Origin of the sequence: Endobacter medicaginis, from assembly GCF_014192375.1 — a bacterium.
GTDB classification, from domain to species: domain Bacteria; phylum Pseudomonadota; class Alphaproteobacteria; order Acetobacterales; family Acetobacteraceae; genus Endobacter; species Endobacter medicaginis.
Genome location: NZ_JACHXV010000011.1, coordinates 44,064 through 65,898, shown reverse-complemented (window position 1 = coordinate 65,898; position 21,835 = coordinate 44,064). Strand labels below are relative to the sequence as shown.

General features: G+C 69.8%; 22 protein-coding genes. 15 read left to right on the top strand and 7 right to left on the bottom strand.

Translation table 11 applies throughout. The features are described from left to right. Positions 1-42: 42 nt before the first annotated feature. The 3 genes from fabI to FHR90_RS13125 all read left to right on the top strand — a co-directional run bounded on the left by fabI (position 43) and on the right by FHR90_RS13125 (position 2,455). Positions 43-888 carry an enoyl-ACP reductase FabI gene (gene fabI / locus FHR90_RS13135; protein ID WP_176625524.1) on the top strand — a complete coding sequence of 282 codons (846 nt, stop codon included), beginning with the start codon at positions 43-45 and terminating at the stop codon, positions 886-888. 130 nt (positions 889-1,018) lie between these two features. Further along, a complete protein-coding gene (gene aroC, locus FHR90_RS13130; RefSeq protein ID WP_183275365.1) occupies positions 1,019-2,107 on the top strand; it encodes a chorismate synthase in 1,089 nt (362 codons plus the stop codon). Positions 2,108-2,212: 105 nt separating this feature from the next. Beyond that, positions 2,213-2,455, top strand: a complete 243-nt coding sequence (locus FHR90_RS13125; RefSeq protein WP_176625445.1) for a hypothetical protein — start codon at positions 2,213-2,215, stop codon at positions 2,453-2,455. Positions 2,456-2,464: 9 nt separating this feature from the next. Here FHR90_RS13125 and FHR90_RS13120 read toward each other — a convergent pair whose 3' ends face one another. Further along, positions 2,465-3,199: an RluA family pseudouridine synthase gene (locus FHR90_RS13120; protein ID WP_176625447.1), complete on the bottom strand. Its 735-nt coding sequence runs from the start codon at positions 3,197-3,199 to the stop codon at positions 2,465-2,467. Further along, entirely contained in the window at positions 3,150-5,966 is a 2,817-nt protein-coding gene (locus tag FHR90_RS13115) for an FtsK/SpoIIIE family DNA translocase (RefSeq protein WP_183275364.1), read from the bottom strand. The genes FHR90_RS13120 and FHR90_RS13115 overlap by 50 nt, the downstream gene beginning before the upstream one ends. A 128-nt stretch (positions 5,967-6,094) precedes the next feature. On the opposite strand from FHR90_RS13115, the gene FHR90_RS13110 reads away from it, so the two are divergent. Beyond that, positions 6,095-7,471: an MFS transporter gene (locus FHR90_RS13110; RefSeq protein ID WP_338082157.1), complete on the top strand. Its 1,377-nt coding sequence runs from the start codon at positions 6,095-6,097 to the stop codon at positions 7,469-7,471. A gap of 65 nt (positions 7,472-7,536) precedes the next feature. Beyond that, entirely contained in the window at positions 7,537-8,064 is a 528-nt protein-coding gene (locus tag FHR90_RS13105) for a type 1 glutamine amidotransferase domain-containing protein (protein ID WP_176624746.1), read from the top strand. Positions 8,065-8,115: 51 nt separating this feature from the next. On the opposite strand, the gene FHR90_RS13100 is transcribed toward FHR90_RS13105, so the two are convergent. Together FHR90_RS13100 and FHR90_RS13095 are read right to left on the bottom strand one after the other, a co-directional pair. Continuing rightward, positions 8,116-8,658, bottom strand: a complete 543-nt coding sequence (locus FHR90_RS13100) for a VOC family protein (protein ID WP_176624748.1) — start codon at positions 8,656-8,658, stop codon at positions 8,116-8,118. Then, positions 8,655-9,158, bottom strand: a complete 504-nt coding sequence (locus tag FHR90_RS13095) for a cupin domain-containing protein (protein WP_246330259.1) — start codon at positions 9,156-9,158, stop codon at positions 8,655-8,657. Before FHR90_RS13095 ends, FHR90_RS13100 begins: the two co-directional genes overlap by 4 nt. A gap of 154 nt (positions 9,159-9,312) precedes the next feature. On the opposite strand from FHR90_RS13095, the gene FHR90_RS13090 reads away from it, so the two are divergent. Both FHR90_RS13090 and FHR90_RS13085 read left to right on the top strand, forming a co-directional pair. After that, on the top strand, positions 9,313-10,491 hold the full coding sequence (locus tag FHR90_RS13090; protein ID WP_176624750.1) for an L-dopachrome tautomerase-related protein: 1,179 nt from the start codon (positions 9,313-9,315) through the stop codon (positions 10,489-10,491). Between the two features lie 12 nt (positions 10,492-10,503). Then, complete coding sequence (locus tag FHR90_RS13085; RefSeq protein ID WP_176624752.1) at positions 10,504-11,508, top strand: zinc-dependent alcohol dehydrogenase family protein; 1,005 nt, start codon at positions 10,504-10,506, stop codon at positions 11,506-11,508. 149 nt (positions 11,509-11,657) lie between these two features. Here FHR90_RS13085 and rsmD read toward each other — a convergent pair whose 3' ends face one another. The 3 genes from rsmD to FHR90_RS13070 are packed head-to-tail and all read right to left on the bottom strand — an operon-like array spanning position 11,658 to position 13,743. Beyond that, positions 11,658-12,233 (bottom strand): 16S rRNA (guanine(966)-N(2))-methyltransferase RsmD, encoded by a 576-nt coding sequence (rsmD, locus tag FHR90_RS13080; RefSeq protein WP_183275363.1) that lies wholly within the window; start codon positions 12,231-12,233, stop codon positions 11,658-11,660. Next, on the bottom strand, positions 12,233-13,027 hold the full coding sequence (locus FHR90_RS13075; protein WP_176626403.1) for a pseudouridine synthase: 795 nt from the start codon (positions 13,025-13,027) through the stop codon (positions 12,233-12,235). Before FHR90_RS13075 ends, rsmD begins: the two co-directional genes overlap by 1 nt. Then, positions 13,024-13,743: a gamma-glutamyl-gamma-aminobutyrate hydrolase family protein gene (locus tag FHR90_RS13070; protein WP_176626401.1), complete on the bottom strand. Its 720-nt coding sequence runs from the start codon at positions 13,741-13,743 to the stop codon at positions 13,024-13,026. The genes FHR90_RS13075 and FHR90_RS13070 overlap by 4 nt, the downstream gene beginning before the upstream one ends. Positions 13,744-13,781: 38 nt before the next feature. Between FHR90_RS13070 and FHR90_RS13065 the strand changes: the two genes are divergently transcribed. The 8 genes from FHR90_RS13065 to FHR90_RS13030 all read left to right on the top strand — a co-directional run bounded on the left by FHR90_RS13065 (position 13,782) and on the right by FHR90_RS13030 (position 21,820). Then, positions 13,782-14,255 (top strand): nucleoside deaminase, encoded by a 474-nt coding sequence (locus tag FHR90_RS13065; RefSeq protein ID WP_246330258.1) that lies wholly within the window; start codon positions 13,782-13,784, stop codon positions 14,253-14,255. Positions 14,256-14,426: 171 nt separating this feature from the next. Further along, positions 14,427-16,031 (top strand): trypsin-like peptidase domain-containing protein, encoded by a 1,605-nt coding sequence (locus FHR90_RS13060; RefSeq protein ID WP_246330257.1) that lies wholly within the window; start codon positions 14,427-14,429, stop codon positions 16,029-16,031. A 119-nt stretch (positions 16,032-16,150) separates the two neighbouring features. Then, positions 16,151-16,918: an IclR family transcriptional regulator gene (locus FHR90_RS13055; RefSeq protein WP_183275362.1), complete on the top strand. Its 768-nt coding sequence runs from the start codon at positions 16,151-16,153 to the stop codon at positions 16,916-16,918. Next, positions 16,912-17,802 (top strand): 2-dehydro-3-deoxygalactonokinase, encoded by an 891-nt coding sequence (locus tag FHR90_RS13050; RefSeq protein WP_183275361.1) that lies wholly within the window; start codon positions 16,912-16,914, stop codon positions 17,800-17,802. Before FHR90_RS13055 ends, FHR90_RS13050 begins: the two co-directional genes overlap by 7 nt. Continuing rightward, a complete protein-coding gene (locus tag FHR90_RS13045) occupies positions 17,799-18,425 on the top strand; it encodes a 2-dehydro-3-deoxy-6-phosphogalactonate aldolase (RefSeq protein WP_176624206.1) in 627 nt (208 codons plus the stop codon). Before FHR90_RS13050 ends, FHR90_RS13045 begins: the two co-directional genes overlap by 4 nt. Continuing rightward, complete coding sequence (dgoD, locus tag FHR90_RS13040) at positions 18,422-19,570, top strand: galactonate dehydratase (protein WP_176624208.1); 1,149 nt, start codon at positions 18,422-18,424, stop codon at positions 19,568-19,570. Before FHR90_RS13045 ends, dgoD begins: the two co-directional genes overlap by 4 nt. Next, the gene (locus FHR90_RS13035) at positions 19,564-20,325 is read left to right on the top strand and encodes an SDR family NAD(P)-dependent oxidoreductase (RefSeq protein ID WP_176624210.1); all 762 of its coding nucleotides are present in this window, start codon (positions 19,564-19,566) and stop codon (positions 20,323-20,325) included. The genes dgoD and FHR90_RS13035 overlap by 7 nt, the downstream gene beginning before the upstream one ends. Positions 20,326-20,407: 82 nt before the next feature. Continuing rightward, positions 20,408-21,820, top strand: coding sequence for a sugar porter family MFS transporter (locus tag FHR90_RS13030; RefSeq protein ID WP_176624212.1), 1,413 nt, complete (start codon positions 20,408-20,410; stop codon positions 21,818-21,820). The last annotated feature ends 15 nt before the right edge of the window (positions 21,821-21,835 follow it).

The window sequence follows — 21,835 nt, the reverse complement described above, 5'->3', positions numbered from 1 at the left end:
CGACCCTTGCTTGCCCAAACGACAAGCACGGACCGACCCGCAATGACCACCACCCCAGCCGCAGAGACCGCGCCGCTCACCGGCACGCTGATGAAGGGCAAGCGCGGCCTGATCATGGGGGTCGCCAACAACCGCTCGATCGCCTGGGGCGTCGCCGCCGCCTGCGCGGCACAGGGGGCGGAGATCGCGTTCACCTTCCAGGGCGAGGCGCTGGAGAAGCGGGTGCGTCCGCTGGCGGAATCGATCGGCTCGACGCTGGTGCTGCCCTGCGATGTCGGCGACGACGCGCAGCTCGACGCGGTGTTCGACACGCTCAAGGCGGAATGGGGGACGATCGATTTCGTCGTCCACGCCATCGGCTGGGCCGACAAGGCGTATCTGCGCGGGCGCTATGCCGATACGCCGCGCGCCGCCTTCCTGCAGGCGATGGACATCTCGTGTTTCTCGTTCACCGCCGTGTGCCAGCGCGCTTCCGCGATCATCCGCCCCGGCGGGTCGCTGCTGACGCTGTCCTATCTCGGCGCGGAGCGGGTGATGCCGCATTACAACGTGATGGGGGTGGCGAAGGCCGCGCTCGAGGCCTCGGTGCGCTATCTCGCCGCCGATCTGGGCCGCGACCAGGTGCGGGTCAACGCGATCAGCGCCGGGCCGATCCGCACGCTGGCCGCCTCCGGGATCGGGGACTTCACCTATATCCTCAAGTGGAACCAGCTCAACGCGCCGCTGGAGCGGACCGTGACCCCCGAGGAGGTCGGACGCTCGGGGCTGTATCTGCTGTCGGATCTCTCCTCGGGGGTGACCGGGGAAGTGCATCACGTGGATGCGGGGTATCATATCGTGGGAATGAAGAATCCCCGGGCGCCGGATATCGCGGCGGTGTCGGATTAGGATTCTTCTTTTTCTGAAGAAAAAGAAGCAAAAAGACTTCTGTCCGTCTGGGTTCCGTGGGCTCGCACAGTCCTCGACTCCAATTGGATAAAAGTTTTTTGGTTCTTTTTTACAAAAAAGAACATCTCTCATGTCTCACAATACCTTCGGCCACCTGTTCCGCGTCACCACCTGGGGCGAGAGCCACGGCCCCGCGCTGGGCGCGCTGGTTGATGGCTGTCCGCCGGGGCTGCCGCTGAGCGAGGCCGACATCCAGCCGTTTCTCGACCGCCGGCGCCCCGGGCAGTCGCGCTTCACCACCCAGCGTCGCGAGCCGGACCAGGTGCGCATCCTGTCGGGCACCTATGAGGGGCGCACCACTGGCACACCGATCTCGCTGCTGATCGAGAATACCGACCAGCGCAGCAAGGATTACAACCAGGTGGCGGCCTCGTTCCGGCCGGGGCATGCGGATCTGGTCTACACGCAGAAATACGGGCTTCGCGACCCGCGCGGCGGCGGGCGCTCCTCGGCGCGCGAGACGGCCGCGCGGGTGGCGGCAGGCGCGATCGCGCGGATCGTGCTGGGGCCGGAAATCACCATCCGTGGCGCGCTGACGCAGATCGGCCCGCATGGTATCGAGCGGGCGCGCTGGGACTGGAGCGGGGTGGACGACAACCCGTTCTTCTGTCCCGACCGGGCGATGGTGCCGGTGTGGGAGGGGTATCTCGACACCATCCGCAAGGCGGGCAGTTCGGTGGGCGCGATCGTCGATGTCGAGGCGACCGGGCTGCCGGCCGGGTGGGGGGCACCGCTCTATGGCAAGCTCGATGCCGAGATCGCGGCGGCGATGATGAGCATCAATGCGGTCAAGGCGGTGGAGATCGGTGCGGGGTTCGCCGCCGCCGCACTTACCGGCGAGCAGAACGCCGACGAGATCCTGCCCGGGCCGCAGGGATCGGGGCTGAACAAGGTGGAATACGCCTCCAACCATGCCGGCGGCATCCTGGGCGGCATCTCCACCGGACAGCCGGTCACCCTGCGCTTCGCTGTCAAGCCGACCAGCTCGATCCTGACCCCTATGCGCAGCATCACCGCCGACGGGCTGCCGACCACGCTGGCGACCAAGGGGCGGCACGATCCGTGCGTGGGCATCCGCGCGGTGCCGGTGGGCGAGGCGATGCTGGCCTGCGTGCTGGCCGATCACAAGCTCAGGCACCGCGCGCAGACCGGCCTGTAGCGCAGTTCGGCTGGAGGAAATGAGCCGCGCCTGTCTTTCGCGACGGTCCGGATGTAGACTGCCGGCTCTGATTATCTACGTACCTGGCTGCAAGGACCTATCACAATGGCCAAGAAAGCATTTGTCATCATCACCTCCTCGGAGGAGGGCAAGGCGGCTTACGGGATCACCACCGATGACGACCGGTCGGTCTATGTACCGCCCGGGATTGCCGATGCGCTGGAACTCGACGAGTTCGACGAGATCGAGGCGATCCTGATCCAGAACGATCGCGAGAACATCCCCTACAAGGCGATCCGCGCCCGCCGCATCGGCGAGGAGACGGTGGATACGGAAGCCGTCGGCTGACGCGGGCAGTCACGGCGTCCAGCCGCAGAGATGGAACGTCGCAGCCATCGCGGGCGGGGGTGTGGCGGTGGCCTCCACCGGCGGGGTGAGCGGCAGATGCAGCGCGCGCGACAGCAGGTGCAGCACCCTGCCCTCGCCGCCATAGCGGGGGTCGCCGAGCAGCGGGCAGCCGAGATGGGCGCAATGGGCGCGGATCTGGTGGGTGCGGCCGGTGCGGGGGTGCAGTTCGAGCCAGGACAGCGTGTCGGTGCTGCCGAGCAGGCGCCAGTCGGTGAGGGCGGGCTGGCTGTCGGGATGGTCCGGGCGATCGACGGTCATGCGCCAGCCGTTCGCCGCATCGGTGATGCGGCGCAGCGGGGCGTCGATGGTGCCGCGGTCGGCGTCGGGGCGGCCGTGGACGATGGCCCAGTAGGTCTTGCGCGCGCGGCCTTCGGCGAAGCAGGACTGCGCGTCGATCAGGGCCTGCTTGCGCAGCGCGATCAGCAGGCAGCCGGCGGTGTCGGCATCGAGCCGGTGCGCGAGCCACGGCCCGTCCTTGCGGCGTGACAGCAGCGGGAAGAGGTCTTCCACGCTCGCCCCGCCGCCCGGGCCGGAATGCACCTTCAGCCCCTGCGGCTTGTCGATGACGACGAAACGCTGATCCGAGAACAGGAGGCGAGGTGCAGGAGGCGAGCCTCGGGCGGCGCGTCGTGCCTCAGTCGAGATCGCGGTCTCTCCGCACCAGGATCTCGCGCTTGCCGACATGGTTGGCCGGGCCGACGACGCCTTCCTTTTCCATCTGCTCGATGAGCTTGGCGGCACGGTTGTAGCCGATCGAGAGGTGGCGCTGGATGAAGCTGGTGGAGGCCTTGCCCTCGCGGGCGACGAGCGCGATCGCCTGGTCGAGCAGGTTGACGTCGTCGCCGCCATTGCCGCCGCCGCCACCGCTGCTGCCGGAGCCCTCGTCCTCGAGCGAGGCGGTGACGTCGTCGAGATAGGCGGGCTCGCCCTGGCTGCGCAGGAAGCCGACCACGCGCTCGACCTCCTTGTCGTCGACGAACGGGCCGTGGATGCGGGTGATGCGCCCGCCGCCGGCCATGTAGAGCATGTCGCCCGCACCGAGGAGCTGTTCGGCGCCCTGTTCGCCGAGGATGGTTCGGGAGTCGAACTTGGAGATCACCTGGAAGCTGATCCGGGTGGGGAAGTTGGCCTTGATGGTGCCGGTGATGACATCGACCGAGGGGCGCTGGGTGGCGGCGATGACGTGGATGCCGGCCGCGCGCGCCATCTGCGCGAGGCGCTGCACGGCCTGTTCGATCTCCTTGCCGGCGACCATCATCAGGTCGGCCATCTCGTCGATCACCACCACGATGTAGGGCAGGTTCTCCAGCGACAGCGCCTGTTCCTCGAAGATCGGGCGGCCGGTCTCGGGGTCGAAGCCGGTCTGCACGCGACGCGCGAGGGTCTCGCCGGTGGCGCGGGCCGATGCCGCGCGCTCGTTGAAGCCGCCGATATTGCGCACGCCGAGCTGGCTCATCAGACGGTAGCGGCGCTCCATCTCGCGCACGGTCCATTTGAGCGCGGTGACGGCCTTGGCCGGTTCGGTGACGACGGGGGCCATCAGATGCGGGATGCCGTCATAGATCGACAGCTCCAGCATCTTGGGGTCGATCAGGATCAGCCGGCATTCGTCGGGCGACAGCCGATACAGCAGCGACAGGATCATCGCGTTCACACCGACCGACTTGCCCGAGCCGGTGGTGCCGGCGATCAGCAGATGCGGCATGCGGGCGAGATCGGCGTAGATCGGTGCGCCGGAGATGTCCTTGCCCAGGGCAAGGCACAGGCGCGACGGCGTGGAATACCATTCGCCGCCGGACAGCAGCTCGGAGAACAGCACCGTCTCGCGCTTCGCATTCGGCACCTCGATACCGATCACGTTGCGCCCCGGCACGGTGGCGATGCGCACCGCGGTCACGCACAGCGAGCGGGCGATGTCGTCGGCCAGCCCGATGACGCGGGCGCTGCGGATGCCGGGCGCGGGAATCAGCTCGTAGAGGGTGACGACCGGGCCGGTATGGATGTCGCCGATCGTGCCCATCACGCCATAATCGGCGAGCACGGTCTCCAGCAGGCGCGCATTGGCCTGCAGCGCGGCTTCGGACGGGCCGGGATCGCGGCCGGCATCGCCGGGACGCGGGGCGGCGGCGAGCAGGGAGAGCGAGGGAAGCTGCCAGTGGCTCGGGGCGCCAGCCGGGCTGCGGGGCGTGCGGCCCGGCGGGGCCCCGGGCGGCGTGGAGGGCGGCGTCGGACGCGGCGGCTCGCGGCCGTTCTCGCCGCCACGATTGCCGAGCAGGCGGCGCAGCATGCCGGACTCCTCGGCCGGCGGCGGAGCGAGGACGGCGCCGCCGACAGTGCCCGGCGGCGGGGCCGAGGGGTCGGCGGTCCGGGCGCGGGCCTGCGGGCGCTCGGCCACGGCCACCGGGCCGGCCAGCGCCGGCAGCGTCTCGCGGGCGGGTGCGCGCCGGGCGTAGTCCTCGCCGACATCGTCGGGCAGGTCGGTCAGGCCGGGCGGCATGACATAGCGCGTGCCGGGGGTGACGCGGGTGGTGTCGGGGATCTCGATGCGGCCGCGGCGAACGCTGCGCTCGCGAGGCGGCGCGGACATCGGCTCGCGCCGGGCCGGCTCCACGGGATCGGGATGATGGAACTGCTCCTCGCGGGCGATTTCCTCCCAGCCGCGCGGCCCATCGGCCACGGCGGGCACCGTGCCCTGACGGCGCTGGAGCCAGGAGACCAGGCGGCGGCTGGAGGCGGCGGAGACGATCGCGGCGCGCTGCGCCCCGCGCCCGGCCGCGCGCCACTCGCCGAAGGACAGGCCGAAGGACAGCACCAGCAGCAGGGCGGCGAGCAGGCCGGCCAGCGCCCAGGCGCCGATCGCGCCACCGGTCCCACCGAGGCTGCGGCCCATGCCGAGCAGCTCGCCCGACAGCCAGGCGCCGATCTCGCCGCCCGGGCCGGAGGCGGTGGGCCAGGCGGCCGGCGCGGCACCGAAACCCTCGAACACCACCGCCACCGCCGGCACCAGCAGCACGGTCGCGGTCAGCCGCAGCAGCGGATTGCCCAGGCCGCGATGCGAGGCGATGCGCCAGCACCAGGCCAGCAGCGCCAGCGCGGGCATCACGGCCGCGAGGCCGAGCCATTGCAGCGACTGGTCGGCGAACCAGGCGCCGGCATGGCCGAGCAGGTTGCGGACCGGACCGGACGAGGCGGTGTCCGGCGAGGGATCGGAGGCGTGGTAGGTGAGCAGCGCGGCGAGCCAGGCGAGCGCGAGCGCGCCGAGGGCGAGACCGAACAGCTCGGTGGCGCGTCGGCGCGCGCCCTCGCGCAGCGCCTCGGCGCCGAAGCGACGGCGCAGCACGGGATCGGCGATACGAGGGTCCACGCCGCCGGCGGCGGCGATGCGCGGATCGACGCCGGCGGCGGCACCCGCCTTGCGGGTGGCACCGCGACGCGGCCTGGCGAAAGGCATCTGGCGCTGACTCCTGCCGCTGTTAAAAACACCCCGGCAGTTCCCTGTCGGGCTTTGCCTCGGTCCCTCAGCTATACAGCACAAGGGCTTGATTCACGACCTTTCTTTACGGCGAGGGGAATGCTTCGGTGAGCCAGGCGCAGCAGGCGGGTGACGGGCTGGAGGGCGCCGCGCGCGGCCGGGCGATGGCGGCGGTGTCGCTGGCGGTGATGCTGTCGACGCTGGACTATGCGCTGGCCAATGTCGCGCTGCCGACGATCGCGCGCGACATCCACACCGACAGCTCCAACGCGATCTGGGTGATCAACGCCTATCAGCTCGTCAATGTGGTGGCGGTGCTGCCGCTGGCGGCACTCGGCGAGCGCTGGGGCTATCGGCGGATGGCACAGACGGGCGTGCTGGTCTTCGTGGTCGCCTCGGTGCTGTGCGCGGTCTCGCGCACGCTGCCGCAGCTCGCCGCGGCACGCGGGCTGCAGGGGCTCGGCGCGAGCTGCATCCTGAGCGTCAATGCCGGGCTGATCCGGCTGATCTACCCGCAGCGCATCCTCGGGCAGGGAATCGCGCGCAATGCGCTGGTGATCGCGCTCGGGGTGGCGATCGGGCCGACGGTGGCGGCCGGCGTGCTGTCGGTGGCACCCTGGCCGTACCTGTTCTACCTCAACGTGCCGCTCGGGCTGCTGGCGTGGCTGCTCGGACAGGCCTCGCTGCCCGACAGCCCGCGCAGCGACCGTCGGTTCGATGCGCGGGCAGCGGGGCTGCTGGCGCTGGGCCTTGGCGGGCTGATCGTCGGCGGCGACCGCATCGCGCATGCGCGGGTCGACGCGCTCACCGCCGGCCTGCTCGGGGTGGGGCTGGTGGCGATGGTCGGGCTGGTGCGGCGTGAGCTCGGTCAGGAGCGGCCGCTGCTGCCGGTCGATCTGCTGGGGATTCCGGCCTTCGCGATCGCGTTCGCGGTCGGGTTCATCGGCTTCATCGCGTCGAATTTCTTCATCATCTCGATGCCGTTCGCGCTGGAGGGCCTGTTTGCCCGCACGCCGGTGGAGACCGGGCTGCTGATCACGCCCTGGCCGGTGGCGATCGTGCTGGTCGCCCCCTGGGTGGGGCGGCTGTCGGACCGGGTGTCGGCCGCGTGGCTGTCGGCGCTCGGCATGGCGGTGGCGGGGGTGGGGTTCATCGCGCTGCGGCTGCTGCCGGCGCATCCGGACAATCTCGACATCGCCTGGCGGATCGGGCTGGCGGGGGCGGGGTTCGGGCTGCTGCAACCGCCCAACAACCGCGCCATGCTGCTGGCCGCCCCGCGCGAGCGCACTGCAGGCGCGAGCGGGATGATCTCGGTGGCCCGGCTGCTCGGCCAGACGGTGGGAGCGATGCTGGTGGCACTGGTGCTGGCCCGCGCCGCGGCGGCGGGGCCGCGGCTGTGCCTGACGCTGGCGGCGGCGACGGCGTTCCTCTCGGCGGGGCTGAGCCTGTCGCGGCCGCTGCTGCCGGGCGGACGCTCACGCTGAGTTGTGCGGAAACATTCCGCCGCGCGGGGTGTTGGCGAGCGGTTGCATCATACGGGACATGCCAGATGACCAAGAAGATCGCGCTCCTCGCCACCGATGGCGTCGAGGAAGTCGAGTTCACCAAGCCGCGCGATGCGCTCGTGCAGGCCGGAGCGGAGGCCGTTCTGGTCTCGCCGAAGGACGAGATCCTGTCTACCGAGGGTGATATCCACCCGTCGGAAAGCTACAAGGCCGATCTGGCGCTGGGCCGGGCGAAGGCGGCGGATTTCGACGGGCTGGTGCTGCCGGGCGGGACGGTCAATGCGGACAAGCTGCGGATCGATGCCGATGCGGTGGCGTTCGTGCGTGATTTCGTCGCCAGCGGCAAGCCGATCGCCACCATCTGCCACGGCGCATGGACGCTGCTCGAGGCGGACGGGGTCGCCGGACACACGCTGACCTCGTGGCCGTCGCTGAAGACCGATCTGGTGCGGGCGGGGGCGACCTGGGTGGACGAGGAATACGTCCGCGACGGCAAGCTTGCCTCGTCGCGCAATCCCAAGGACCTGCCCGCGTTCTGCAAGGGGATCGTCGAGCTGTTCGAGATCGCCTGACCTACGCCCCTCCCCGGCCGGACAGTTCCGGCCGGGGAAAACGGTTCGGTCTCAGTCCCGCGGCGGCGGGCGATAGCGGGGGGCAGGCGCGGTCCGTTCCCACGGCGCCTCGCCGGGCCAGGAAATCAGCTCGACCAGGCCGCCCCAGGGTGTACGCCCGTAGCAGAACGCATTGCCCGCACCCTTCTCGATGCCGAGCAGTTCCTTGGGCGCGGTGAGCACGTGTCCACCGGCGGCTTCGAATCGCGCGACCGCGGCATCGACATCGTCGACATAGACGGCGAAGTGCTGCAGACCGTAATCGCTGGCGATCGCCGCCTTCTGGCGCGACGCCGGGCTGCGCATCTCGAACAGCTCGATCGAAGGCCCGTTGCCCAGCCGCATCATGCGCATGTGCTGCACGCTGGTGCCGGGGGGCAGGCCCAGGGTCTCTTCCGCGTCGGGACCCTGCTGCGGGTCGTCTTCGGTGACATTGTCATAGAGGGCAACGGCACCGAAGGCCTCGGTGAGGAAGCGCGCTGCCGCCTCGAGGTCCGGCACGGTCATGCCGATATGGTCGATGCCTCTGGGGAGGCCGGCGGAAGAGGCGCTCATTTGAACCTGCAGGGGTTGTGGCTTGGGGGAAGGTCGGCGAGCTGGATGACCAGCAGCTTCACCTCGCCGGAGCTGACATTGCCGGCCAGATGCCCCTTCTTGCCAGCCATCGGACCGCTGGTCGCGGGAACGGTCTGTTGATCCTCGCCAAGGGCGATGTCTCCCGGCCCCATTTCGAAGCGTGTTCCGTCCATCGCCTGCATGAACCAGGTGCCCGACAGGGGAATGATCCATTGCGGCTCGGGATCCTCGTGCCAGGCGCCGTCCCACTTGTCCGGCTGCACCGTTGCGATCACCGTGGCATTGCCTGGGGCGAGACGGTCCTGCCATTGCGGACCGGCGGGCTTGGACATGCTCTTGAGATCGAAGTCATGCAGCTTGCACAAGGTAAAATGGCTTTTGCCCGACGCATCGGTCCACAGGTCGCGATAGGTCATTTCGGGAGGCGACGGTGCCGCGGCTGCGGGCACGGCCAACAGAGACGACACAATCAGCAACATCGCTGTCCTGGCAGGTAACATCTCGCATACCTCGGAAACATCGTCACGGAGCGTGGCGAATCTGGCATTCGCGTTGACGGCCGCGTATGGCAACGCCGTGCGCGCCTTTCGCGTTGCACGAAGGATGGGCGTTCTCGGCGAAGGACATCATGACATGCACGCCAGCAGGACCGCTCTGGGCGCATGGCTCGCGATGAGCTGGATTCTGGTGCCGCCGTGCGCCCACGCGGCGGGTCCGGCGCCGATCACGACGAATGTCGATCCGGCATTCGGCGGTTTCGGTGATGTCAGCATCGTCGCGTCGCTGCCGTCACTCGATCCCTCGGGGATCGCGGTCACCGAGGGGCGTATCTTCCTGACCTTCCCCAGGCACGCGGTGGATCATGCCGGCCCGGTGCTGGCGGAACTGCGCGATGGCAAGCCGGTCGCGTTCCCCTCGGTCGCGTATGCGCAGGCGACCGATGCGCCGCCCTCGCAGCGGCTGGTGTCGCCGCACGGCATGACCACCGACAGCCTCGGCCGGATCTGGGTGATCGACGACGGCAAGGTGAAGGGCCACCCGATCCCGCCCGGTGGGGCGAAAGTGGTGGGAATCGACCCCCGGACCGGGCAGATCATCGCCTCGGTGGTGCTCGACGCCGCCTTGCGACCGGACAGCCACATGAACGACCTGCGGGTCGACCTCACCCACGGCGCGAAGGGCACCGCCTTCGTCGCCGACAGCTCGTTCGGACACGATCCGGCGCTGGTGGTGGTCGATCTCGCCACCGGACGGCAGCGCCGGATCCTGGCCGGTCATCACTCGATCGTCGCCGATCCGCATTTCATGACCGTGCTGGACGGAAGGCCGCGCGTGAAGCTCGACGGCCGCAAGCCGGATTACCCGTCCGGCGGCGTGGACAGCATCACGCTGAGCCCGGATTCGAAGACGCTGTATTACTCGCCGCTGGCGAGCCGCGAGTTGTACAGCCTGCCGACTGCGCTGGCGGCGGATTTCGATGCCACCGACGCGCACCTGGCCGAAGCGGTACGAGACGAGGGCCCGAAAGGCACAGCCGACGGTCTCGCGAACGATCCATGGGGCCGCATCTACACCACCGCCGGCGATCTGGATGCGGTGATGCGCCGCAACACCGACGGCAGCTTCGACATCGTCGCGCGCGATGCTCGGTTCGTCTGGCCGGACGGCATCTTTGCAGACGCGCATTTCGTCTATGTCGTGCTCGGGCAATGGTCGCGCCTGCCCGGGTTCAATGGCGGGCATGACCTGCGCAAGCCGCCCTACCTGGTTGCGCGGATACCGATCACGGCGCCATCTTCCGCGCACGACTGAGGAGACACGTCCATGTCCAGAGCCATCATCGTCGGCCCGGGCGGCGGCTATGACCGCATCACCGTCGAGGACCGCCCTGCCCCGCCGCCCGGCCCGGGCGAGATCAGCGTGCGCCTGCATGCCTGTTCGCTGAACTATCACGACTATGTGGTGGTCAGCGGCACATGGGGTCCGAAGGAGCCGCGCATCCCGATGGCCGACGGCGCCGGGGAGGTGACGGCGATCGGCGAAGGCGTCGGTGACTTCGCCGTCGGCGACATCGTGGTCAGCACCTTCTTTCCGACCTGGCTCGACGGTACGCCGCAGGTCTATGCGTTCGGCGAGGTGCCGGGCGACGGCGTCGACGGCTATGCGCGCGAGGCGGTCACCGCGCCCGCGACCTCGTTCACCCACGCGCCGAAGGGCTGGTCGGCGCTGGAGGCCGCCACCCTGCCGACCGCGGCCCTGACGGCGTGGCGCTCGCTGTTCGGCGACGACCGTCTCAAGCCCGGACAGAGCGTGCTGGTGCAGGGGACCGGCGGAGTTTCGATCTTCGCGCTGCAGTTCGCGAAGATGGCCGGCGCGCGGGTGATCGCCACCTCGTCGAGCGACGAGAAGCTCGCACGGCTGCGCGAACTCGGCGCCGACGAGACCCTCAACTATCGCAGCGATCCGAAATGGGGAGCGACGGCGCGCAGGCTGAGCGGCGGCGGGGTGGATCATGTCGTGGAGGTGGGCGGCGCGGGCACGCTGGCGCAGTCGATGGTGGCGGTGCGGGTCGCCGGCCACATCTCGGTGATCGGCATTCTCTCCGGCACCAGCGGCGAACTCGACCTGATGCCTGCGCTGGCCAAGCAGATCCGGCTGCAGGGCGTGCTGGTCGGCAGCCGGGCACAGCAGATCGAGATGATCCGCGCGATCGATGCGTCGGGGCTGCGGCCGGTGATCGATCGCAGCTTCGGGCTCGAGGAAATCGCCGACGCGTTCCGGTATCAGGAAAGCAACCGGCATTTCGGCAAGATCTGTCTGGAATTCTAGCGCGTTGCCCGGAAGCGCCAGCAGGCGCGGGCCCCCTGTCCGGCAGCGACAGGCTCGACATCGCGGCCAGGTCCAGGGACGCACCCTCGCCTCTGTCGTAAGACATCGTATCCCGAAGGCAGATTCCGGAAGTTCTTTGATTCTTTCTTTCAAGAAAGAACTTCTTCGTAGCGCCATACCCATAGCCGCGCCGCACCGTGCGTGCGTTCGGCCAGCAGCGCGCCTGCCGGTGCCGGCGCCTCGCGTCCGGTCTCGGCGACGATCAGCGCGCCGGGGGCCAACCAACCGGCGGCGGACAGGGCGGCGAGGGCGGGATCGATCAGCCCGGCAGCGTAGGGCGGGTCGAGAAACACCAGATCGCACGCGAAAGCCGAGCGCGGCGGGCGGGTGGCGTCGGCGGCGAGCCATGTGGCACGGGCGGCGGCGCCGGGCAGGCCAGCGATGTTGGCGCGGATCGCGGCCTGGGCGGCGCGGTCGGTATCGAAGAGGGTAGCGTGGGCAGCTCCCCGGGAGAGGGCTTCAAGAGCCAGTGCACCGGAACCGGCGAAGGCGTCGAGCACGATGCGACCCTCGATTCCGGGCGACCAGGGGGCGTGGGCGAGCATGTCGAACAGCGCCTGGCGGACGCGCTCGGCGGTGGGGCGGGTGGTCTGGCCGTCGGGGGCGACGAGGGCGCGGCCGCGCCAGACGCCGCCGACGATGCGCAGCGAGGCGGCGCGCGCCATCAGCCGCGTTTCGCGGGGCGGTCTTTCGCGACCTGGGCGCGCGAGGCGGTGGGGAGCTGGTCGCGCAGTACCTTGCCAGGCACCTCCTCCAGCTCGCCGCGGCCGAGGGTGCCGAGCTGGAACGGGCCGTAGGCGACGCGGATCAGCCGGTTGACGTGCAGGCCGAGCGCCTGGAGCACACGGCGGACCTCGCGGTTGCGGCCCTCGCGCAGCGAGACGGTGAGCCAGGCATTGTCGCCCTTGCGGCTGTCGAGCCCGGCCTCGATCGGGCCGTAGCGCACGCCCTCGACCTCGCAGCCATCGGCGAGCGCGGCGAGACGGCGCTCGTCGACCACGCCCCAGACCCGGGCGCGGTAGCGGCGCAGCCAGCCATTGCCGGGCAGCTCGAGCATGCGTGCGACGCCGCCATCGTTGGTGAGCAGCAGCAGGCCCTCGCTGTTGAGATCGAGACGGCCGACGCTGATGACGCGTGGCAGGGCTGCGGGGAGCTTCTCGAACACGGTCGGGCGGCCCTGCGGGTCGCGATGGGTGGTCACCAGGCCCTCGGGCTTGTGGTAGCGCCACAGCCGCGCGCGGCCGGGCGGCTCGACGGGCTGGCCGTCGACGGTGACGAGGTCGGATTCGGTGACGAAGGTGGCGGGCGTCTCGACGGGGGCGTTGTTGAGGCGGATGCGGCCCTCGGCGATCATGCGCTCGACGTCGCGGCGGCTGGCGACGCCGGCATGGGCGAGGTATTTGGCGATGCGGTCGCCGCGGGGCGCGTCAGGCGCAGCGTCGGGTGGGGTGTCGGTCATGCCGCGCACGCCGCGACGAAAGCGGCGAGCAGGCGTGCATCGCCCGGATCGGTCTCGAATTCGGGGTGCCACTGCACGCCGACACAGAAGCGCCGGCCGCGCGCCTCGATGCCCTCGATGACGCCGTCGGGGGCGAAGGCGCTGACCGTGGCGGTACCGGGATCGCGCACCGCCTGGTGGTGTGAGGAATTCACGAACATGGTCGGGGCGCCGACGATGTCGGCGAGGAGGGTGTCGGGCACCAGGGCGACCGGGTGACCAGGCATGTGACCTTCGTGTTCGAGCGCGTCCTCGATCGCGTCGGGGACGTGCTGATGCAGCGTACCGCCCAGTGCCACGGCCAGGAGCTGTTCGCCGCCGCAGATGCCGAGGACCGGGATGTCGCGCGCGATGGCGGCCTTGAGCAGGGCGAATTCGGCCGTGGTGCGCAGGGGCTTGACCTGCGTCTTGCCGTGCCAGACGTCGTCGCCATAGAGGGCGGGATCGACGTCGAAGGCGCCGCCGGTGACGACGAGGCCGTCGAGGCGTTCGATGAAGTCGATGGCGAGATCGGGCTCGTGCGGCAGGGCGACCGGCAGCGCGCCGGCGGCGGCGAGCGCGCCGAGATAGTTGGCGCGCAGCGCATACCACGGGTATTTCGAGTAGCCGGGCGCGTCTTCCGTGGCAGGCGGCTCGGCATCGAGAGTGACGCCGATCAGGGGGCGGGATTTGGTCATGACGCCTGTACTGCTAGCCCAAACACCGGGCGGATGCGATGGCTGAGACGCCGGATTCGGCAGCCCTCGGCGTTATGGCGATGACGCGCGCGCTCGACGAGGCGCGGGCGGCGGCCGCCCGGGGCGAGGTACCGGTGGGCGCGGTGGTGGTCGGGCCGGATGGTGCGGTGCTGGCGGCGCACGGCAACGAGATCGAGCAGCGGGCGGATGCGAGCGCGCATGCGGAGCTGCTGGCGATGCGGGCGGCCGCAGCCCTGCGCGGCAGCCGGCATCTGGCGGACTGCACGCTGGTGGCGACACTGGAGCCGTGCGCGATGTGTGCGGCCGCGGCGGGGCATTTCCGCATCCGGCGGATCGTGTTCGGCGCCTGGGACCCCAAGGGCGGCGCGGTGGATCACGGGCCGCGGCTGTTCGACCAGCCCGGCTGTCTGCATCGGCCGGACTGGGCGGGCGGGTTCGAACAAGACGTTTCCGCAACGTTACTGCGGGATTTCTTTCGGCAGCGGCGCTGAATCCGGCGTCGATTTCGCTGGTTTGTGGCTGCATGGACACAGTTTCATCGGCCCGTCAGTGGCCGGCAGAGGGCGTGCCGCGTAAAACATGGACGCGATGACGAAACGGACGGGCCACGGGCGGCCTTCTGTCAGGGTCGTCGCCCAGGAACAGGACACCGAGACACACCGATGCCAAACCAGCCGACCCCCCGCCCCGCCATGCACCGCGCACTGTCCCGCATCGCCCTTGCCGCCCTGCTGTGCGGCGGCACGGCATTCGCGACCTACGAGTTCGTCCCGGCCGGGCATGCCGAGCCGACGGCCAATGCGGCGCCGATCAAGCCGGTCGGGCCGAGCGAGCGGCTTCCGGACTTCTCGCACCTGGTCAAGCAGGTGAAGCCGGCGGTGGTGTCGATCACCTCGAAGATGCCCGACCCGGACGATGACGACCAGGGCGGCGGGCAGCAGTTCGGCGGCCAGCAGTTCGGCGGCGGACAGGGATTTCCGTTCCCCTTCCCGTTTCCGTTCCAGATGCAGCCGCAGGGCCGCTCCTCGCAGATGGTGGAGGCGCGCGGGTCGGGCTTCATCGTCTCGGCGGACGGCACGGTCATCACCAACAACCACGTCGTCAAGGGCGCGACCTCGATCAAGGTGACGCTCGATGACGGCACCGTGCTGCCGGCCAAGGTGGTCGGGCGCGATCCCGGCACCGACCTCGCCGTGCTCAAGGTGAGCTCGAAGACGCCGCTGCCCTATGTGGAACTCGGCGAGAGCGACGATGTCGAGCCGGGCCAGTGGGTGGTGGCGATCGGCAACCCGTTCGGCCTCGGTGGCACGGTGACGGCCGGCATCGTCTCGGCGCGCGGTCGCGACATCGGCGATGGAAAATATTCCTCGTTCCTGCAGATCGACGCGCCGATCAACCGCGGCAATTCCGGCGGTCCGCTGCTGACCCAGGACGGCAAGGTGATCGGGGTGAACACCGCGATCCTGTCGCCCTCGGGCGGCTCCATCGGCATCGGCTTCGCGATCCCGTCCGACACCGTGCGCAATGTCGAGGAACAGATCCTCAAGACCGGGCATGTGGTGCATGGCTATCTCGGCGTGCTGGCCCAACCGGTGAGCCCGGGCATCGCCAGCGCGCTGGGGCTGCCGAAGCCGGCCTCGGGGCCGGCCTCGGGCGCGCTGGTCGCCTCGGTGAGCAATGACAGTCCCGCCCAGAAGGCCGGTGTGAAGCCGGGTGACGTCATCACCGAGGTGCAGGGCAAGAAGATCGATACCCCGCACGACCTCCAGATCCAGGTGGGATCGGTGAAGCCCGGCAACACGCTGGCGCTGACGGTGATCCGCGACGGCAAGACACTGAACCTCTCGCCGGTGATCGGCAATCTCGCCGATGCCGACAAGGACAAGGGCAGCGAGGGCATGGGCGGCAGCACCGCCGGCGGCAAGAGCCTTGGCGTGTCGCTGACCGAACTGACGCCGCAGATCCGCCAGCAGCTCGGCATCAGCGGCTCCGTGCATGGCGCGGTGGTGCGCGGCGTGACCCCCGGCTCGCCGGCGGACCAGGCCGGGATCGGCGCCGGCGACGTGATCGTGGGGGTGAACAACAAGAGCGTGAACGATCCCTCCGAGACGGTGGCCGCGGTGCATGCCGCGCTGAAAGGCACCGGTACGGTCGCATTGCGGGTGCTGCATCAGGGACAGATGGCGTTCATCGCCATCACGCCGGGCGGTGGCAATGGTGATGGCGGCAGCGCCGGTGGCGGGTCGGACGACGATCAGAACGGCTGAGTCGCGTCTCGAGGGACATATGGGAGGGGGACCACGGGCCCCCTTTTCTCTGTATTGCTCACGATGTGGGTTTGCATCCCATATATTGACATCTGCGAGGCCGGGGTGATGATCGGCGCATGTCGCTCTCCCAGCCACATCCGGGCACGCAGGCGCTGTCGCGAGGACTCGCAGTGGTCGAGGCGGTGGCGGCCGGGGCGGAGACGCTGGCGGCGATCGGCGAGGCCATCGGATGCACGCGCAGCACCACGCAGCGTCTGACGGCGGCCCTCGTGCGGGCGGGCTATCTGCGCGTGGCGGGCGGCCTGCATCGGCTCGGGCCGGCGCTGATCCGGCTCGGCGCGGCGGCACGGACGCAGATGCCGCTCGCTTCCCTGGCGCGGCCGGAGCTGGAGCGTCTGGCCGCAGAGACCGGCGACACCGTGCATCTCGGCATCGAGGCCGGGGACCAGGTTCTGTATCTCGACAAGATCGGTGCGCGGCGGGGGCTGGAGATGCGGTCGCGCATCGGGTCGCTGCTGCCGCTGGCGCTGACCGGGGTGGGGCGGGCGCTGCTGCTCGACGCGGCACCGGCGCGCTGGCAGGCGCTGCATGCGGGGGCGGTGCCCGCGCATGGGCGGCGGAGCGGCTGGACGGAGTACGAGGCGTCGATGCAGGCGGCGCGCGGACGCGGGACGGTGTTCGACCTCGAGGACAACGAGACCGGGATACGCTGCGTCGCAGCCCCGGTCCGCGATGCGGACGGCGCGATCGTGGCGGCGATCTCTGTGGCGGGTGCGGTGCAGTTCATGCCGGAGGTGCGGATGCGGGCGCTGTCCGGGCGGGTGCTGGAAGCCGCCGGTGCGATCGCGGCACAGCTCGGGCATGGAGGAGCAGGCGCATGCTGATCGCGCTGGACTGGGGGACGTCGTCGCTGCGCGCGATGCTGCTCGATGGTGGCGGGGCGGTGGTGGAACGGCGCGAGCGCGACTGGGGCATCCTGTCGCTGCCTCAGGGCGGGTTTGCCGGGGCCTGTGCGGCGATCACCGAAGGTTGGCCGGCGGTGCCGGCGATCGCCTGCGGCATGGTCGGCAGCGCGCAGGGCTGGCGCGAAGTGCCGTATGTCGCCGCACCCGCCGGGATCGACGCGATCGCGTCGCGGCTGGTGCGGATCGCACCGGCGGGCGGGCCGGTGCTGCATCTGGTGCCCGGAGTGAGCGGGCGCGACGCGGCCGGCGCACCCAACGTGATGCGCGGCGAGGAGACGCAGGTGGCGGGGGCCGGCGTCGAGACGGGGCTGGTGCTGCTGCCCGGCACGCACAGCAAATGGGTGCGGCTGGAGGGCGGGCGCATCACCGGGTTCGACACCTTCATGACCGGCGAGCTGTTCGCGGTATTACGCGGGCATTCGATCCTGGGCCGGGCCGTCCCGGCGGATGGCGCGACGGCGCCCCTGTGTCGCGATGCGTTCACCCGCGGGCTGGCGGCGGCGCGTGCCTCGCATCAGGGGATCGCGCCGCTGCTGTTCTCGACCCGCGCGCTGGTGCTGAGCCGGCAGATCCGGGCGGAGGAAAGTCTCGACTACCTGTCCGGGCTGCTGATCGGCGACGAGCTGCGCGCCGGGCTGGCGACCGGAGGGCGCGCGCCCTGCACACTGATTGGCAGTGCGGCCCTCGTCGAGCGCTACCGCACGGGGCTGAAGCTGTTCGGCGCGCCGGCGGCGCGCGAGGTCGAGGACGCGGCGGCGTCCGGGCTGTGGCGGATCGCGCAGGCGGCGGGGATTGGACGATGAGCGTGACGTTCGAGGACTGTCTGGCGCGACTGCCGCTGGTGGCGATCCTGCGCGGCATCACGCCGGAGGAGATCGCCGCCGCGGGCGAGATCCTCACCGAAGCGGGGTTCGCGATGATCGAGGTGCCGCTCAATTCGCCGCGGCCGTTTGACAGCATCGCGCATCTGGCCAGGCAATATGCCGACACCTGTCTGGTCGGGGCGGGGACGGTGACCGATGTGGCGGATGTCGACCGGGTGGCGGATGCGGGCGGGCGGCTGCTGGTGATGCCGCATTCGGACGTGGCGGTGATCGGCCGGGCGGTGGCCCGGGGGATGGTCTGCCTGCCCGGGGCGGCGACGGCCACGGAAGGATTCGCGGCGCTGAGGGCCGGGGCGGCGGCCATCAAGCTGTTTCCGGCCGAATCACTGGGAATGGCGACGCTGTCGGCCTGGCGGAGCGTGTTTCCGCGCGCGACGCGCTTCCTGCCGGTGGGCGGCATCACGCCGGACAACATTCCGGCCTGGCGGGACGCGGGAGCTGCCGGATTCGGGCTGGGCTCGGCGCTCTACCGGGCCGGCATGAAGATGGACGAGCTCGAGCGCAACGCGCGGCGGTTCGCTCAGGCAGGAGACTGGCGATGAAGATCACCCGGCTGACCACCTATATGGTGCCGCCGCGCTGGCTGTTCCTCAAGATCGAGACCGATGCCGGGATCAGCGGCTGGGGCGAACCGGTGGTCGAGGGACGCGCGCATACGGTCGCAGCCGCGGTCGAGGAGCTTGCCGACTACCTGATCGGGCGTGATCCCAGGCTGATCGAGGACCACTGGCAGGTGATGTATCGCGGCGGATTCTATCGCGGCGGCGCCGTGCACATGAGTGCGATCGCCGGCATCGACCAGGCGCTGTGGGACATCAAGGGACGCGCGCTCGGCGTGCCGGTGCACGAGCTGCTGGGAGGGCGGGTGCGCGAGAAGATCCGTGTCTATAGCTGGATCGGCGGCGACCGCCCGGCCGATACCGCGCAAGCGGCGCAGGCGGTGGCGGGGCGCGGGTTCACGGCGGTGAAGATGAACGCCACCGAGGAACTGCAGTATGTCGACAGCCATGCGCGCATCGATGCGGCGGTGGCGCGGGTGGCGGCGATCCGTGCGGCGCTGGGGCCGGATTTCGGCATCGGCGTGGATTTCCATGGCCGCGTGCACCGGCCGATGGCGAAGATTCTGGCCCGCGAGCTCGATGCGTTCAATCTGATGTTCATCGAGGAGCCGGTGCTGAGCGAGAATTTCGAAGCCCTGCGCGACATCGCCGGCAGCGTGAAGACGCCGATCGCGCTGGGCGAGCGGCTGTTCTCGCGCTGGGACTTCAAGCGCATCCTCGAGGCCGGCGTCGTGGACATCATCCAGCCCGATCCGTCGCATGCCGGCGGGATCACCGAAACACGCAAGATCGCGGCGATGGCGGAGGCCTATGACGTGGCCGTCGCCCTGCACTGCCCGCTCGGGCCGATCGCACTGGCCGCCAATCTCGCGCTGGACGCGGTGTGCCACAACGCCTTCATCCAGGAGCAGTCGCTCGGTATCCACTACAACCAGGGCAACGATCTTCTCGACTATATCGCGGACAAATCGGTGTTCGACTACGCTGACGGCTTCGTCGCGATCCCCGGCGGACCGGGCCTGGGCATCGAGGTGAACGAGGACTACGTCGTCGAGCGCGCAGCGCAGGGGCATCGCTGGCGCAACCCGGTCTGGCGTCACGCGGACGGGAGTGTCGCCGAATGGTGAACAACACTTATCCGTCGCTGGCGGACCGGGTGGTGCTGATCACCGGGGGTGCGAGCGGTATCGGTGCGGCACTGGTCCGCGGCTTCGCGACACAGGGTGCGAAGGTCGGGTTCATCGACCTCGACGACGCCGCCGCCGAGGCTCTGGTTGCGGATCTGTTCCACGTGAAACATTCGCCGCTCTACCGCCATTGCGATCTGACCGATACGGCGGCCTTGCGCGCGACGATCGACGAGTTCCGCGCGCGGCTGGGCGCGATCGGCGTGCTGGTCAACAATGCCGCCAACGATGTCCGCCACGGCTTTGCCGATGTCTCGCCGGAGCGGTTCGACCAGCTCGTCGCGGTCAATCTGCGCCATCAGTTCTTCGCCACCCAGGCCGTGGCCGGGGACATGCGGGGCCTCGGCGGCGGCGCGGTGATCTGTCTCGGCTCGGTCGGCTGGATGCAGAAGAATGCCGGCTATCCGGTCTATGCCACTGCCAAGGCCGCCATTCACGGGCTGGTCGGCGGCCTGGCGCGCGAACTCGGCGCGAGCGCCATCCGCATCAACGCGCTGGTGCCCGGCTGGGTGATGACCGAGAAGCAGAAGACGCTGTGGCTCGATGCGGAGGGCGAGGCGACGATCGATCGCATGCAGTGCCTGCGCGCGCGCCTGCAACCCGACGACATCGCCCGCGCGGCGCTGTTCCTTGCCTCCGACGACGCGGCGATGATCACCGGGCAGTCGCTGATCGTCGATGCCGGCTGGGTCTAGCCCCGCCGCACGAACTCATGTCATGCACCGGTGTTTGGCCATATCGGCCGAACAACAAGAAACGCCAGGGGGAGACGGGATCATGGATGCAACAACGGAGCCGCAAGCCGGCTCGCTCGCCGAGGTCGGCCGCAACGGACAGGCCTTCTTCACCGGCCTCCTCGCAGCGCTCGCTGGGCTGATGTTCGGTCTCGACATCGGGGTGATCTCCGGGGCGCAGAGCCTGATCGCGAAACAATTCGCCGCAGACGACGACGCCATCCAGACCATCGTGAGCGCGATGATGGTGGGCGCCGCGATCGGCGCGCTCGCCGCCGGCTGGCTGTCGTTCCGGCTCGGGCGCAAGAAGTCGCTTGTGCTGGCGGCGGTCCTGTTCGTCGCCGGTTCGCTGTTCTGCGCCTTCGCCTGGTCGATCCCCTCGCTGGTGGTGGCGCGCTTCGTGCTCGGGCTGGCGATCGGCGTCGCGACCTTCGCAGCCCCGCTGTATCTGTCGGAAATCTCCGCCGAGCACGTGCGCGGCGCGATGATCTCGCTGTATCAGCTGATGGTCACCATCGGCATCCTGCTGGCCCTCCTCTCCGACCTCGCCTTCTCGCAGATGGCCGAAATCTCCGCCTGGCGCTGGATGCTCGGCATCGTCGCCGTGCCGGGCGCGCTGTTCCTCGCCGGCATCCTGTTCGTGCCGAACTCGCCGCGCTGGCTGATGATGCGCGGGCGCACCGACGAGGCACGGCACGTGCTGCTGACCCTGCGTCAGGATCACCAGGAGGTGGAGCGCGAGATCTCCGAGATCTCCGAGCAGATCCGGGTCAAGCAGCAGGGCCTGTCGATGTTCCTCGCCAATGCCAATTTCCGCCGCGCGGTGATGCTCGGCATCGCCTTGCAGGTGGTGCAGCAGTTCACCGGCATGAACGTGATGATGTATTATGCGCCCAAGGTGTTCGGCCTTGCCGGCTTCGGCGCCAATGCAGCCCTCTGGGCCACCGCCCTGGTCGGGCTGACCAACGTGCTCGCCACCTTCATCTCCATCGCCCTGGTCGACCGGCTCGGCCGGCGGCCGTTGCTCGTCATCAGCTTCGTGGTCATGGCGATCGGGCTCGGTGCGGTCGGCACGCTGCTGGGCCTCGGCACGCCGACCCACGCGATGCAGCTCGCCACGGTGGTGATGCTGCTGGTGTTCATCGTCGGCTTCGCGATGGCCGCCGGGCCGGTGATCTGGATCCTGTGCTCGGAGATCCAGCCGCTCAAGGGCCGCGATTTCGGCATCGCCGCCTCGACACTGACCAACTGGGTCGCCAACGCGATCGTGGGGGCGACCTTCCTCACCCTGATCAGCACGCTGGGGGCCGCGCACACCTTCTGGCTCTATGCGGCTTTCAACGTGGCGTTCATCCTGTTCACCCTCGCCCTGGTGCCGGAGACCAAGGGCGTCTCGCTCGAACATATCGAGAGCCGGCTGATGTCGGGCCGCAAGCTGCGCGACATCGGCGCCTGACAGGGACCCGCCCTT

Bases quoted from the DNA above. Each gene is read 5' to 3' on its own strand.
- fabI (WP_176625524.1), top strand. From the start codon at position 43: ATGACCACCACCCCAGCCGCAGAGACCGCGCCGCTCACCGGCACGCTG.
- aroC (WP_183275365.1), top strand. From the start codon at position 1,019: ATGTCTCACAATACCTTCGGCCACCTGTTCCGCGTCACCACCTGGGGC.
- FHR90_RS13125 (WP_176625445.1), top strand. From the start codon at position 2,213: ATGGCCAAGAAAGCATTTGTCATCATCACCTCCTCGGAGGAGGGCAAG.
- FHR90_RS13120 (WP_176625447.1), bottom strand. From the start codon at position 3,199: ATGTCGGCAAGCGCGAGATCCTGGTGCGGAGAGACCGCGATCTCGACT.
- FHR90_RS13115 (WP_183275364.1), bottom strand. From the start codon at position 5,966: ATGCCTTTCGCCAGGCCGCGTCGCGGTGCCACCCGCAAGGCGGGTGCC.
- FHR90_RS13105 (WP_176624746.1), top strand. From the start codon at position 7,537: ATGACCAAGAAGATCGCGCTCCTCGCCACCGATGGCGTCGAGGAAGTC.
- FHR90_RS13100 (WP_176624748.1), bottom strand. From the start codon at position 8,658: ATGAGCGCCTCTTCCGCCGGCCTCCCCAGAGGCATCGACCATATCGGC.
- FHR90_RS13095 (WP_246330259.1), bottom strand. From the start codon at position 9,158: ATGTTGCTGATTGTGTCGTCTCTGTTGGCCGTGCCCGCAGCCGCGGCA.
- FHR90_RS13090 (WP_176624750.1), top strand. From the start codon at position 9,313: ATGCACGCCAGCAGGACCGCTCTGGGCGCATGGCTCGCGATGAGCTGG.
- FHR90_RS13085 (WP_176624752.1), top strand. From the start codon at position 10,504: ATGTCCAGAGCCATCATCGTCGGCCCGGGCGGCGGCTATGACCGCATC.
- rsmD (WP_183275363.1), bottom strand. From the start codon at position 12,233: ATGGCGCGCGCCGCCTCGCTGCGCATCGTCGGCGGCGTCTGGCGCGGC.
- FHR90_RS13075 (WP_176626403.1), bottom strand. From the start codon at position 13,027: ATGACCGACACCCCACCCGACGCTGCGCCTGACGCGCCCCGCGGCGAC.
- FHR90_RS13070 (WP_176626401.1), bottom strand. From the start codon at position 13,743: ATGACCAAATCCCGCCCCCTGATCGGCGTCACTCTCGATGCCGAGCCG.
- FHR90_RS13065 (WP_246330258.1), top strand. From the start codon at position 13,782: ATGGCTGAGACGCCGGATTCGGCAGCCCTCGGCGTTATGGCGATGACG.
- FHR90_RS13060 (WP_246330257.1), top strand. From the start codon at position 14,427: ATGCCAAACCAGCCGACCCCCCGCCCCGCCATGCACCGCGCACTGTCC.
- FHR90_RS13055 (WP_183275362.1), top strand. From the start codon at position 16,151: ATGTCGCTCTCCCAGCCACATCCGGGCACGCAGGCGCTGTCGCGAGGA.
- FHR90_RS13050 (WP_183275361.1), top strand. From the start codon at position 16,912: ATGCTGATCGCGCTGGACTGGGGGACGTCGTCGCTGCGCGCGATGCTG.
- FHR90_RS13045 (WP_176624206.1), top strand. From the start codon at position 17,799: ATGAGCGTGACGTTCGAGGACTGTCTGGCGCGACTGCCGCTGGTGGCG.
- dgoD (WP_176624208.1), top strand. From the start codon at position 18,422: ATGAAGATCACCCGGCTGACCACCTATATGGTGCCGCCGCGCTGGCTG.
- FHR90_RS13035 (WP_176624210.1), top strand. From the start codon at position 19,564: ATGGTGAACAACACTTATCCGTCGCTGGCGGACCGGGTGGTGCTGATC.
- FHR90_RS13030 (WP_176624212.1), top strand. From the start codon at position 20,408: ATGGATGCAACAACGGAGCCGCAAGCCGGCTCGCTCGCCGAGGTCGGC.